Annotated in this window: 10 protein-coding genes; 4 read left to right on the forward strand and 6 right to left on the reverse strand. The window is 70.5% G+C overall.

Annotated elements, in window-relative coordinates; all coding sequences use genetic code 11:
• Positions 1 to 104 precede the first annotated feature (104 nt).
• From OG422_RS18750 to OG422_RS18765, 4 genes are all read left to right on the forward strand, one after another.
• A complete protein-coding gene (locus OG422_RS18750) occupies positions 105 to 608 on the forward strand; it encodes a hypothetical protein (RefSeq protein ID WP_405743795.1) in 504 nt (167 codons plus the stop codon).
• 351 nt (positions 609 to 959) lie between these two features.
• Positions 960 to 2,840, forward strand: coding sequence for an alpha/beta hydrolase (locus OG422_RS18755; protein ID WP_405743796.1), 1,881 nt, complete (start codon positions 960 to 962; stop codon positions 2,838 to 2,840).
• Positions 2,841 to 2,875: 35 nt separating this feature from the next.
• Entirely contained in the window at positions 2,876 to 3,292 is a 417-nt protein-coding gene (locus tag OG422_RS18760) for a hypothetical protein (RefSeq protein WP_405743797.1), read from the forward strand.
• 103 nt (positions 3,293 to 3,395) lie between these two features.
• Positions 3,396 to 7,982, forward strand: a complete 4,587-nt coding sequence (locus OG422_RS18765) for an FtsK/SpoIIIE domain-containing protein (protein ID WP_405747882.1) — start codon at positions 3,396 to 3,398, stop codon at positions 7,980 to 7,982.
• A 27-nt stretch (positions 7,983 to 8,009) separates the two neighbouring features.
• Here OG422_RS18765 and OG422_RS18770 read toward each other — a convergent pair whose 3' ends face one another.
• The 6 genes from OG422_RS18770 to OG422_RS18795 all read right to left on the reverse strand — a co-directional run bounded on the left by OG422_RS18770 (position 8,010) and on the right by OG422_RS18795 (position 12,234).
• Positions 8,010 to 8,270, reverse strand: a complete 261-nt coding sequence (locus OG422_RS18770; RefSeq protein ID WP_143941170.1) for a WXG100 family type VII secretion target — start codon at positions 8,268 to 8,270, stop codon at positions 8,010 to 8,012.
• A gap of 117 nt (positions 8,271 to 8,387) precedes the next feature.
• Positions 8,388 to 9,221: a thioesterase II family protein gene (locus tag OG422_RS18775; RefSeq protein ID WP_405743798.1), complete on the reverse strand. Its 834-nt coding sequence runs from the start codon at positions 9,219 to 9,221 to the stop codon at positions 8,388 to 8,390.
• A 127-nt stretch (positions 9,222 to 9,348) separates the two neighbouring features.
• A complete protein-coding gene (locus tag OG422_RS18780) occupies positions 9,349 to 9,903 on the reverse strand; it encodes an FcoT family thioesterase (protein ID WP_251076547.1) in 555 nt (184 codons plus the stop codon).
• A 2-nt stretch (positions 9,904 to 9,905) separates the two neighbouring features.
• Positions 9,906 to 10,790: a TauD/TfdA family dioxygenase gene (locus OG422_RS18785; RefSeq protein ID WP_185994030.1), complete on the reverse strand. Its 885-nt coding sequence runs from the start codon at positions 10,788 to 10,790 to the stop codon at positions 9,906 to 9,908.
• 80 nt (positions 10,791 to 10,870) lie between these two features.
• Positions 10,871 to 11,149 carry an acyl carrier protein gene (locus OG422_RS18790; RefSeq protein WP_143941168.1) on the reverse strand — a complete coding sequence of 93 codons (279 nt, stop codon included), beginning with the start codon at positions 11,147 to 11,149 and terminating at the stop codon, positions 10,871 to 10,873.
• Positions 11,146 to 12,234: a beta-ketoacyl-ACP synthase III gene (locus tag OG422_RS18795; protein WP_405743799.1), complete on the reverse strand. Its 1,089-nt coding sequence runs from the start codon at positions 12,232 to 12,234 to the stop codon at positions 11,146 to 11,148. The genes OG422_RS18790 and OG422_RS18795 overlap by 4 nt, the downstream gene beginning before the upstream one ends.
• Positions 12,235 to 12,602: the final 368 nt, after the last annotated feature.

Consider the following 12,602-nt stretch of genomic DNA (forward strand, 5'->3'; position numbering starts at 1 on the left):
AAGGGCTCGGATGTGACACCCACTCGGCGCCGAACCGCATCATGCGGTGCGTAGTCGCTGCACACCTGCGCCGGGACGTCCCGCGGGGGAGGCGCCGGCTGGTCATGACGCTGGCCGTCATCGCCGTGCTGGGCGGCTGCTCGACTGCGCGCGGTGCGAAGGAGGGAGGTGGCGCCACTCCCGAGCAGGCGCTCGCTGCGGCGCGCCCTGACACCGTCGGTGCGCTGAAGGCGGTGATGCCGGGGGTGGAGGTCGATGAATTAGGGGATTCCGACATCAATTGTGGTGGGTCGGACCTAGTGGACAGTCGGGACGCCAGCAGGGTGCGCTCCCGCATCACCTACGAAGTCGTCGGCGATGCCTCCGACCGGCGCTCTCCCGGTGACCTGGTCGGCGAGACCGTCAGGCGCCTTGAGCGCAAGGGCTGGAAGGTTGAGCCCAGCAAACGGGGTGCGGACGACGTGGGCAAGACGCTCTCCAGGCGGGGCACGGAGGGGAAGGCCAATGTCGGCGCAACGCGTTTCACGCTCAAGTCGGGCAAGGACGTTCCCATTCTCAACGTTCTTGTGATGACGGAGTGTCTGCACAATCCACATTGGGAGGGCTGAGTTCCGCAAACCGGCTCCGGTGGCCCGGGGCGGGCCACTGTACGGCTCTTACGCGTCGTCCTTTTTACGCCTTCCGGCTTCTGCGTTCAGCCCGTCGGCCATGACGGACAACTTCCTTGTGTGTACGGAGAGTTCTCCGCGTACCTCCTCCGCATAAGGCCCTCGCCACCGGGAGGATGATTCCGACCTGGTGCGGGTGGCGATCTTGATCGTTTCGTCAAGCAGGTGCCGGACATCCGTCGCGAGCGCGCGCAGACTTTCAGCCTCGCTCGTCATGGCGAACCACCTATTTCGTCAATGTAGTTGAGGTCGTCTGCCCCGGGCCGTCCAGGACCGCTACGGTACTTGGCCATGGTGATGGTTCTGGCGGATCCGGAAATGCTCGACCGGCTGGCGAAGTCGATGGACAGGAAGGCCGGGGAGATACCCCGCCTGAAGGCCCGCGCAAACACCTTGCAGGCCGGCGGGGAGGTTTCCGGTCTCACGGCGCTGGCGGCCTGGCTCGGTGTCACGGCCCGGGAGCTGCGCTCCCGGGCGAGAACGCTCCGTTCCCCTTCCGAGTCCCGCTTTGATTCCCTGGGTGCTTTCGATCTCCCCGACACCCTGGCGCGGCAGGGAAAGGGACGCGGGCCGGCGGCAGAGCTGAAGAAGATCCTCGACGCACACAAGGACGGCCCCGGCGCGCACCGCGGTGTTGATGTTGCGGAGCGTCGCGCGCAGGCGGTCAAGAAGTACTTCTCCGGCCTCTCCCGGGCGGAGCAGGCGGCGCTCGCGGCAGCCGATCCCGAGCTCGTGGGGAACCTCGACGGTGTCCCGTCCGAGATCCGGTTCGCGGCGAACCGTATGGAGATCCAAGAGGCGTTCAACGAGGAGTCTGCGTATCTGAAGGATCTCGCGAAGGACGACCCCAGGTATCTGCGCACAAAGAAGCGCGTGGATACGCTCCGGAGGTTCATGAGCCCCCGCGTGATGGAGAAAAAGGACCCCGGTGGCAGGAGGGTCACGGTGGAGGTCCCGCGTCAGTTCCTCGTTTTCGATGCGCACTACGGCACGGTGGGCGATCCCAAGTCCGCTTCCTTCGCGGATGGCCGGGTGGCGGAAGTCGTAGGTGACCTGGAGAACGCCAAGAAGGTGCTGCTCCGTGTCCCCGGGGTCACCAGCCGGCTGGATGGTTTCGACGAGTTCGCCCAGGGTGGCTACGACCTTGTGCGGGCGGGATACGGAAAGGTCGAGGACCCTGATACGGCGGTCATCAGCTGGCAGGGTTATGACGCCCCTGAGTACGGTGACTCGCTCGACCCGGAGAAGGCCGTTGCCGGAGGGAAGGATCTGGCGGAATTCCGCAGCGGCATCTCCGTGAATCTGCGCAAAGATGCCCGGGTCGACATCTTTGCCCACAGCTATGGCACGTTGGTGACCGCCAAGGCGATACAGAGTGGGTTGAAGAACGTCGACAACATTGTCTTCATGGGGAGTCCTGGGCTCGGTCCCGGCATCAACTCCGTCGCCGATCTCCATATGCCTGGGACGAAGTTCTACGCCATGCGGGCGCCGGAGGACTTCGTCTCCTACACCGAGGGGCACGGAAAAGATCCCGCAGACTTCAAGGGGATCACCAGGCTGGCCACCGATCGCTCTCACCGCCACTCCGAGTACTACAAGGAAGACAGTGAGTCCATGAACAACCTCCAGCGCATTCTCTTCGGAGATACGGAGGCGCTCACCTTCGAGCACGCCACGCTCGATGAGGAGATGATGGGTGCACAGGAGCTGCGGATGCTCGTTGCTTTTCTCCGCGCCAAGGTGCCGCCGGATGTTGCCAACAAGATGGGGCGCGACCTTGATCCCATTCTGCAGAACAAAATCAGCGGACGGGCCGGAATGACGGACCTCATCGGCCCGATCCAGGGCGTGCTGGACAAATATCACATGTTGGATCGGGTGACGCCGCAGGAGCTGCAGAAGGAGCTGGTCGCCCTGTCGGGTTCCCTCACGTACAAGCAGACCTGCAAGGCGGTTGAGGGAAAAGGGGCGCCCGCGTGGGTTGCCAGAGCGGCGGGTGGCAGCGCGATGCTGGCCGCCACGAAGCTTCTCGATCCGGCGTCCCATCTGGTGGCCAAGGGAATGGAGCTGGAGCGTTTGATGAACGACGTCGGTGACCTTTTCTCCGGAGATTCGCTGCTGGCAGACGGCGTCCGGACGGTCGGTGCCGCCTTCGACCTCCTCAATTAGCCGGGATGGTCGGTTCCTTACGGAAGGAGCGGAAGATGGCAGGAGCAGCGACAGACGGAAAACCGGTGGAAGGGGAGCCCTCGCATGAACTGTCCGGGGAAGTGCGGGCGGTCCTCCGCTCTCTCTTTCCCGGTGGCACTGTGCTGGACGTACCCTCCGGCATATCCCGCGAATCCGTCGCCCTCACGGCGTACGACGAGGCGGAGGGCAGGACGACCGTAGAGATTATCGGTGACCTCGCGCGTCAGCTGCGGGGATGTGGCTGGGCCGTGGCCGACGGTTCCGCCGATGCGCGGAACACCGGACTGTACGCGGCGCGACGGGACGTGGGCGGCGGCGTGTTCGGGGTCGAGGCGCCCGCGGTCACCTTTCACGGAATTCCGGTTCGAGGGCAGAATCGCGGCGACCGGCCCACCCCGCCGTTTGAGCGAACTGATACATCAACACGGTGAGTTGGGCCGTCGTCGAGGGGAACACACCGTACGTGCCGGTCCGCCGGGGCGGCGCCGTGCCGGAGCGGCGCCGCCCGTCATGGCGCAGGGGGAGGGGCACACGATGCGGGTCCTGGTGACCGTCGTACGGGAAGGCAGCGCACCGCAGGACGTCCTGGTGCTGGCGGAGGAGGGCGCCGAAGTCGCCGACGTGGCAGGGGCGCTGGCCTCCGCCGTCCCGTCGCGGCGGCCCGCGGAGCCCGGAGCCCCGCGCTCCGTGGTCGTACCACTGACGGGCCCCCGCCCCGGCCCGTCCGGCCCCCACTCTTCCCGCACCGGCCCACCCGGCTCGTCCCGCCCCGGCGCATCCGGCCCCGGCCCGTCCCGCCCTGATCCCTCCGGCCCCGGCCCGTCCGACGGCCATCTCTGGGTCGACGGCCGTCGGTGCGACCCCCGGGCCCCGGCCGCCGCGGTCCTCACCGACGGCGCGCGCCTCACCCTCGACGACACCATCGGGCCCTTCCTCCGCGAGGGCGAACCCACCGGCCGCTTCGAGTTACGGGTGGCCGGAGGGCCGGGCTCCGGCCGCGTCCTCCGGCTGGGCGCGGGCGTCACCACCCTCGGCTCCGGGCCCGCCTGCACCCTGCGCGTCGCCGACCCCGAACTGCCGCCGCTGGCGGCCCGCGTAACGGTGGACATCCACGGCGGCCTCACCCTCGCCGCGGCCCCGGGCGCCGACTGCTCCCTCGGCGACGCACCCGTGGACGCGGACCGCGACTGGCCGCCCGGCGCGGTCCTGCGCGCGGGCGACTCCCTCTTCGTACTGGACGTGCCCGCCGACGCCGACGCCCACCTCACCCCGATGCACGAGGGCGGGCTCGCCTACCACCGGCCGCCGCGCCTGACCCCCGTACGGCCCCGCCCCCGGCTCGTCGTCCCGGCCCCGCCCGGGCGGGCCGACCGGGCGCGCTTCCAGTTGATCGCGGCCTTCCTGCCGGTGCTCTTCGGCCTGGTCATGTACGGCGTCACCGGCCAGGCGTACATGCTGCTGTTCTGCCTGATGAGCCCGGTGATGATGGTCGGCCAGTGGCTCAGCGACCACCGTGAGGGCAAGAAGCGGAACAAGACCTCGCTGCGCCGGTACAAGAAGGAACTCGCCGCACACGAGGCCGAGGTGGCCAGGCTCGGCAAGGAGGAGCAGCGGCTGCGGCGGCGGGATCACCCCGACCCCGCCGAGGTGCTGCTGTTCGCCACCGGCCCCCGGCGGCGGCTGTGGGAGCGCCGCCTCACCGACCCCGACACCCTGCGCCTGCGCCTCGGGGTCGCCGCGCTGCCCGCCGACATCGAACTCGTCGCCGACCGCGGCGCCCCGCACGACGACCAGGCGCCGCACCCGCCCTCGCTGCCCGACGTCCCCGCCACCGTGTCCTTCCCGCGCCTCGGCGTCGTCGGGGTCGCCGGTGACCGGCACCGGGCGCTGGCCACCGCCCGTTGGCTGGCCGTGCAGTCCGCCGTGCTGCACAGCCCGCGTGACCTCTCCGTCGTCGTGCTTGCCGCCACCCGGCGGGCGGGCGACGACTGGGGCTGGGCGCACTGGTTGCCGCACACCCGGCCGCAGCGGGGGCAGGACTGTGCGGCGCTGGTCGGCTCGGACGCCGAGGCCGTCGGGCGGCGCGTCCATGAACTCCTCACCGAACTGCACCGGCGGAAGGCCGCCCGCGAGAGCCACCGGGCGTCGGGCACGCTCCGCCCCGACCCGCATGTCCTCCTCGTCCTGGACGGCGCCCGGCTGCTGCGCCGCGTGGCGGGGATGCCCGAGCTGCTCCAGGACGGCCCCGAGCACGGGATCTTCGCCCTCTGCCTCGACGAGGACGAGCGGCTGCTGCCGGAGGAGTGCCGGGCCGCGGTCCGCTGGCCGCTCGGCGCCGCGACGCGCCTGGTGGTCCGCGGCGCGGGCCTGGAGCGCGTCGGCGAGGTGGTGGCCGACCAGGTCGGCGCGGAGTGGTGCGAGCTGATCGCCCGCTCGCTCGCGCCCGTACGGGACGTCAGCCGCGACGACGCCGACGGCGCCCTGCCCGGGGAGGCGCGGCTGCTGTCCCTGCTGGAGCTGCCGGACCCCACGGGGGTGGACATCGCCCACCGGTGGCGGTCCGGCGGTGCCACCACCGAGGCCGCCGTGGGCGTCGCGGCGGACGGCCCGTTCCTCCTCGACATCCGCCGGGACGGCCCCCACGCCCTGATCGCCGGTACCACCGGATCCGGCAAGTCCGAACTGCTCCAGACCCTCATCGCCTCCCTCGCGGTCGCCAACCGGCCGGACGCCCTGAACTTCGTCCTGATCGACTACAAGGGCGGCAGCGCCTTCATGGACTGCGCGCGGCTGCCGCACACCGTCGGCATGGTCAGCGACCTCGACGCGCACCTCACCGAACGCGCCCTGGCCTCGCTCGCCGCCGAACTCAGACGCCGGGAGGAGATCCTTCTCGCCGCCGGGGCGAAGGACCTGGAGGACTACGTCGACACCCGCGCACTCCGCCCGGAGCTGCCGCCGCTGCCGCGACTCGTGCTGATCATCGACGAGTTCGCCTCGCTCGTCGCCGAACTCCCCGACTTCATCGACGGGTTGGTGGACATCGCCCGCCGGGGCCGTTCCCTCGGTGTCCATCTGGTGCTGGCGACCCAGCGCCCGGCCGGAGTGGTCAGCGCCGACATCCGCGCCAACACCAACCTGCGCATCGCGCTCCGCGTCACCGACGGCGCGGAGTCGGCGGACGTCCTCGACGCCCCGGACGCCGGTGCCATCGCCCGCTCCACGCCGGGCCGCGCCTATGTGCGCTCCGGCGCCCAGTCCCTCGTGGCGGTGCAGTCGGCCCGGATCGGCGGGCGGCGCCCCCGCACCGGCGCCACGGGCCCCCGGGCCCGCCTGGTCCCGCTCGACGGCCCCGCCTACGGCCGCCCCCTGCCCCGCGTGGCGGACGCCGAGGACGACGGCACCATGGTCACCGACCTGGCCGTCCTCGTCGACGCGGTCCGTGACGCGGCGGCCCGCACGGGAGCGCCCCCGCCCCGCAGCCCCTGGCTGCCCCCGCTGCCCGACCGCCTCACCCTTGACGAGGCGCCCCGGCCGGACGCTGCGGCGGACGAGGACGTACCGCCGGTCCCGTTCGGCGTCACCGACCTCCCGTCCCAGCAGCGCCGCGCGCCGTTCGTCCTGGACCTGGTGCGGGGCGAGCACGTCCTGATCGTCGGGGGCGCCCGCTCCGGCCGCTCCACCGCCCTGCGGACCCTCGCGGGCTCCCTGGCCCGCACGGCGGCCCCGTACGACGTCCACGTCCACGGCATCGACTGCGGCTCCAACGTCCTGGCGCCGCTCGCCGCCCTGCCGCACGCCGGGGCCGTGGTCACCCGCGATCAGCCCGACCGGGTGCGGCGGCTGCTCGACCGTCTGCTCGCCGAGATCGCCAGGCGCCAGCAGATCCTGGCCACCGGGGGCGCCGCGGGCGCGGCCGAGCAGCGCGCCGGGGCGGCGGGGGAGGAGCGGCTGCCGTGGCTGGTGCTGCTGCTGGACGGCTGGGAGGGCTTCACCCAGGCGTTCGAGGACTACAACTACGGGCAGTTGGTCGACGCGGCGCAGCGGATCTTCCGCGAGGGCCCGGCGGTGGGCCTGAAGGTCGTCATGACGGCCGACCGCAGCGGGCTGAGCGGCCAGGTGGCGTCCCTCTTCGCGGAGCGCCTGGTGTTGCGGATGACGGATCCGGGCGACTACGCCACCGCCGGGTTCGGTGCGCGGGACGTCCCGAAGGAGATGCCGAACGGCCGCGCGCTGCGGCTGACCGACGGCGGCGCCGAGGAGACCCAGCTCGCCCTGCTGGCCCCGGACCCGTCCGGCCAGGCCCAGGTGCGCGCCCTGCGGGAGCTGGCCGACGCCGCCCGCCGGGCGCACCCCCGGCAGCCGCCCGCCCGGCTGCGCCCCCTGCGGGTGGACGCCCTGCCCCGCCGCATCACGGCGCGGGAGTGCGACGCCCTCGTCCCCGGCTTCGTCCCGCCGTCGCCGTTGTGGGCCCTGCTGGCCGTCGGCGGGGACGAACTCCGGCCCGTCGGTGTCGATCTGGAGGCGGACGGGCCGGGCTTTGTCATCGCGGGCCCCCCGAAGTCCGGCCGGTCCACCGCGCTGGTGACCGCGGCGCGTTCCCTGCTGCGGGCCAAGACCCCGGTCGTGCTGGTCACGCCGCGCCGGTCACCGCTGCGCGCGCTGGCGGGCGCGCCGGGTGTGCTGGGGCTGCTGCGGGGCACCGACGCCACGGAGGATGAGCTGACGGAGCTGGTGGAGAAGGCGGACGGGCGTCCTTACGTCGCCCTGGTCGATGACGCGGAACTCCTCCACGAGTCCTTGCTGGACGAGGCGTTGGAGCAGCTCGTCCGCAGCGGCATGGACGGCGGGCACGGGCTCGTCGCCGCCGGTGCGACGGACGGGCTGTCCTCGCAGTACCGCGGGTTCGTGGTGAGCGCCCGCTCCGCTCAGCAGGGACTGCTGCTCGCCCCGCGCAGCGCGCAGGACGGCGAACTGTTCCATGTGCGGCTCCCGGCGAACGCCGGTGCGGGCCCGGTCGGCAGCGGGCTGTACGTCTCCGGCGGGGCCTTCCGGCCCGTCCAGTGCGTCGTGGACGGACCGGACCCGGACGAGGCGGCGGCCGGCACCCCGCCGAGCTGAGGGGGCCGGCCGCCGTGCGCGCCGTGCTCAGGTGGCGCGTTCGATGTTGTCCGCGTTGGTCCGCGCGGACCTGCTCGCGCTCTCCAGCGTCTCGGCGAACGTGTCGAACGTGGGCCGGACCGAGTCCCATTCCTGCCGGAACTGGTTGGCTTTCGGGCCCTTCCAGAAGCTCTCGCTGGACTTGGTCCTGGCGTCCAGGTACTTCACGAGCGCGTGCAGCTCGGCGGACTTCTTGTGGAACTCCTTCGAGAGGTCCCTGAGCTTCTCCAGATCTGCACCGCGTTCCATGACGCTCCTCCCCGTGCGGCAGAGACAAACGGGCGCCCCGTCTGTGTTTCGGACGCTATCGCAGGCCCCATCCGCCCGACAGAGGGCCGGAACATCGCGGGCCACCCACCGCGCGCGTCAGGAGGCGGCCGGCGGCGGGGCGGCCTCGGCGGCCCGTGCCGAACTCCTCGCAGGGACCGCGGCGGCGAGAGAGGCGCTGATGCCCCGGGCCACATCGGTGAGTTGGTCGGCCAGGTAGAAGTGGCTACCGGGGTACACCGACAGGGCGAAGGCGCCCGTCGAGTGGTCTCGCCACTGAGCCGCCTCGGCGACCGTCACCATCGGATCGTTGTCGCCGACGAGCACGGTCAGCGGGCAGCGCAGCGTTCGCCCCGCCTCGCACACGTACGTCTCGACAGCCCGGTAGTCCGCCCGGATGACGGGGAGGATCAGGGCGCGCAGCCCCTCGTCGTCCAGCGCGCTCGGCGCGGTGCCGCCCAACTTCTTGATGTTCGCCAGCACTTCGGCGTCGGTCCGCGGAGGCACGCGCTCGCGGCCGCCGGCTGAGGGCGCGCGGCGGCCGGAGACGAAGACCTGGACCGGACCGTCCTGGCCGAGACGTTCGAACCGGTGGGCCACCTCGAACGCCAGAAGGGCGCCCATGCTGTGCCCGAAGAAGGAGTACGGGGGCCTCATGTGGGGCCGCAGCGCCTCGAAGGCGGCGTCCGCCATGTCGGAAAGGCTGGTGAGCAACGGCTCCTTGCGCCGGTCCTGACGCCCCGGATACTGGATGGCCCAGGTCTCCACCGTGGGCGCGAGCTGCCGGGACAGCGGGAAGTAGTAGCTCGCGGCCCCTCCGGCGTGTGGAAAACACACCAGCCGCGCCCGACTCGGCGACGGATCGCCGTACGGCGCGAACCGCCGGATCCATGGGTTGCTCACATCGGAAGACGCGTTCGGGTGTGCGGTCATCGGGGTTTCTCGCATGCCTGGGCGATGCACATGCTGGGTTCCTTCCTGCCGTCGGCGGGGCGGTCGCCGCATGCGCCGGCTCCGGCTCCGCACGAAAGCGGAACCGGAGCCGACGCACGCGGCCGGGTCATCCTGGCAGGCCGGTGAAGGCGAGTGTCGCCGCACCGTCGCACCGGCCGCCCTCGGCATCGTGATAGCGGTACGCCGTGTCGGCGATCAGCAGGGGCGCGGCGCCGCCTGGCGATCTGTGCTGCACCGACCGGAACTCGATGGCGCCGGAGAAGGAGCGAGGAGTGACAGGCCGCCGGAACTTGCTGTCGAACCGGGCGATGAGGATGTCCGGGAGCTGACGCTTCCAGAAGTCGTCCATCGTCCAGTCTGCAAACGCTTCCAGGATTCCCCACTGGACCGAAGCGGCGACGGTGTAGTACATCATCTGGTTGTAACAGATGGTGATTTCGACCGCGTTGAGATGTCCGGTGTCGTCGATGTAGCACGACTCGGGGATCTCGAACGTGCAGTGCGCGGTGACGCCCGTGCCTCCGGTGCCCTCTGCGGTGACTCGTGCCGACTTCAGATACTTGCAGTGCTCCTTGTACGGCTGGAGTACGCGCGCCAGGAGCTGCTCGTCAGTGGCGTGCTCGTGGATGCTGTGCGCGCCCGTGGCGTGTGCGCCTGTCACGGCTACGCCCCGGTCTCGTACAGCTTCCGGGTGTCGTGCACGGTGACCCGGTAGGAGACGGTGGGCTCGGGCGTGGTGGTGTGCCGGGCCCGGTGGATCAGGCTGCGGTTGTCCCAGACGAGCAGGTCACCCTTCTCGAACTCCTGCAGATGGATGTTCTCGTGGGTCTGGTCCTCGTCGAGCTGGCCGGTGGCCTCGAAGAGGCGCTTGAGCAGCTCCTCGTCCAGCGCGTTGCCGTCGGCATCCTCGATGCCGACGGTGAACCCCTCACTGATGTACAGCACCTTCTCGCCGGTCATCGGGTGGACGAAGACCGTGGGGTGGACCACCGGCGGCGTCTTCGTCTCGACCTCCTTGAGGATCTCCGAGATCGGCCGGTAGACGTCCTGCGGACGGATCTTGAAGTACTTGCGGACGCTGTGCCGGCAGGACGTCCCCGCCACCGCCTCCTTCAGCTCCTCGGGCAGCTTGCGGTATGCCTCGCCCATGTCGATGAAGCACGTCCCGCGATTCCGCTCGGGGATGACCTGCGGGTAGATCAGGGTGATCCCGAACGGGTCCGGCATGAACTGGTAGTCCGCGTGCCAGAACTTGCCGGTCTTCGGTACGCCGATCTGCTTGCCGTTCTCCGGGACGTTGGAGGAGACGAAGACCTCGGGGTGGTCCGGGTGGCGGTACATCGGCTCGTAGTACCCCTCGGGGCGTCCCAGCCGCTTCCCGAGGTCGTGGAAGGCCGTCGGCGTGAGGTCCTGGTCCTTCAGTACCGCGATCTTGTGCTTGTAGACGGCCTGCTTGAGCGCTTCGATGTCCGCGTCCGACGCGGCGGTGTGGTCGAAGTCCGCCACCGCCACGCCCATGTGCCCGTCGGTCTGCGGTGTGATCTGCATCGTGTCAGTCCTCTTTCCCGGTCGGATGTCCCGGACGATTCACCGGCCGGATCTTTTGGTCGGTTTGCCGGTTGATGGTGTTACGCGGTGGTCTGGTGCAGCGGCCCGTCGGCGGAGAGCTTGGACTCGATCAGCCGCACGGTCTCCGCGAGGGAGAGATCCTGGGACAGCTCGGTGTCGGTGACCTCGACGCCCAACTCGCGTTCCAGCCGAAGCGATATCTCGACCATCGTGAGCGAGTCGACACCGAGGCCGGCGTACGTCGCGTCCGGCGTCAGCTGCTCGGCTGGTGCGTCGTGCAGATATTGCAGGACAGCGACCAGTCGGTCGTACAACTGCTCGTGCGTGGGGTTACTCATCGTGGGTCCTCTCCTTGGCCGATGTCGGGCCATCGCAGTACGCAGGAGCCCCAGGTCAGGCCCCCGCCGAAGCCGGTGAGCACTACCCGATGGCCGGGCTTGAGCGCGCCCTCGGTGTGGGCGTGGGCCAGCGCCAGCGGAATCGACGCGGCACCGGTGTTGCCCACGTCGACGAGATGGCTGGCGCAGCGGGACCGTTCGATCCCGAGGTCGTCGGCCACGGAGTGCAGGATGCGCACATTGGCCTGGTGCGGGACGAAGTAGTCCACGTCGCCCGGCTTCCAGCCCGCGGCGGCGAGCGTGGCCCGGGCCGAGGCCGCTATGCGCGTGACGGCGTGCCGGTACACCTCTTTGCCGCGCATCGCGAAGTGCTGTTCGCCGCGGGTCGGTGGGCGGGATTCGGCCCACTGCCGGGAGCCCCCGGCCGCCACCATGATCAGCTCTTCCGACGCGCCGTCGCTGCCCAGGTCGAAGTGGTCAAGTGCGCCTGGTTCGTCCGGGTTTCCGGCGCGCAGGACCACGGCGCCCGCACCATCGCCGAAGATGATGGCGTTGGTGCGGTCGTCCGGGTCGACGATGGAGGAGTACACATCGGCGCCGATCACCAGGACCCGCCGGGAGACCCCGGTGGCGATCAGACCGGCCGCGGTCGCCAAGGCGTAGATGAGCCCCGTGCAGACCGCCGAGACGTCGAAGGCGGCGGCCTCCTGCAGCCCGAGCCGGGTGGCGATCAGGGGAGCGGTGGCCGGGCACGGGCGGTCGGGTGTCGTGGTGGCGAGCAGGACGGTGTCCGGGGCCGGGCCGCCGGCCGAGCGCAGCGCCCGGCGGCCGGCTTCCACGGCGAGATCGGAGGTGGCCTGCCCGGGCTCGACGGCATGACGCCGCTTGATTCCCGTCCGGGTGGTGATCCACTCGTCTGTGGTGTCCAGGCGGCTCGCGAGCTCTTCGTTGGTGACGACCCGCGGCGGGACCCAGCCACCGACACCGCACAGCACCGCGGCCCGCCCGGCTGGCGCGCCGAACGGATCGGCGGGTATGGACGGCTCGAAATCGGGGGAATCGGGTGGTCTTCCGAAATCGCTCATGGCGACACCTCTGGAGACAGGGAAAGCGCTTGAGGGGGAATGCCATCCGCAGGACACGCATACAGCATCTTGTCCATGCGCTGTCAGCGGTAGAGGCGCCTTCAACGAAAAGGCACAAAGACCGCGATGTCAATAATGGACGGGATCCCTGAAGTGGGTCTAAGGCTGTTCTAAAGTCGGCTGCGGCTTTGTGTCCGGGTGGCGACTTCGCCGGACTTCTCTTTGGGAAGCGTCTGTGAGCTGCGGTTATGTGCTCGGAACCGCGGTTCCGGCGGTGCCGTACCGGCTGCGGAGGGGCGGTTCGGCAGGCTTCGTGAGAACGTGTGAGGCTTGTGGCCGGGACGGTGCGCGACGAGTATCAACCCCGG

Source organism: Streptomyces sp. NBC_01525 (assembly GCF_045040405.1).
GTDB lineage: Bacteria > Actinomycetota > Actinomycetes > Streptomycetales > Streptomycetaceae > Streptomyces > Streptomyces benahoarensis.

Excerpts from the sequence above, each read along its gene's own strand:
- OG422_RS18750 (WP_405743795.1), top strand. The coding sequence starts at position 105 with ATGACGCTGGCCGTCATCGCCGTGCTGGGCGGCTGCTCGACTGCGCGC.
- OG422_RS18755 (WP_405743796.1), top strand. The coding sequence starts at position 960 with ATGGTGATGGTTCTGGCGGATCCGGAAATGCTCGACCGGCTGGCGAAG.
- OG422_RS18760 (WP_405743797.1), top strand. The coding sequence starts at position 2,876 with ATGGCAGGAGCAGCGACAGACGGAAAACCGGTGGAAGGGGAGCCCTCG.
- OG422_RS18765 (WP_405747882.1), top strand. The coding sequence starts at position 3,396 with ATGCGGGTCCTGGTGACCGTCGTACGGGAAGGCAGCGCACCGCAGGAC.
- OG422_RS18770 (WP_143941170.1), bottom strand. The coding sequence starts at position 8,270 with ATGGAACGCGGTGCAGATCTGGAGAAGCTCAGGGACCTCTCGAAGGAG.
- OG422_RS18775 (WP_405743798.1), bottom strand. The coding sequence starts at position 9,221 with ATGACCGCACACCCGAACGCGTCTTCCGATGTGAGCAACCCATGGATC.
- OG422_RS18785 (WP_185994030.1), bottom strand. The coding sequence starts at position 10,790 with ATGCAGATCACACCGCAGACCGACGGGCACATGGGCGTGGCGGTGGCG.
- OG422_RS18790 (WP_143941168.1), bottom strand. The coding sequence starts at position 11,149 with ATGAGTAACCCCACGCACGAGCAGTTGTACGACCGACTGGTCGCTGTC.
- OG422_RS18795 (WP_405743799.1), bottom strand. The coding sequence starts at position 12,234 with ATGAGCGATTTCGGAAGACCACCCGATTCCCCCGATTTCGAGCCGTCC.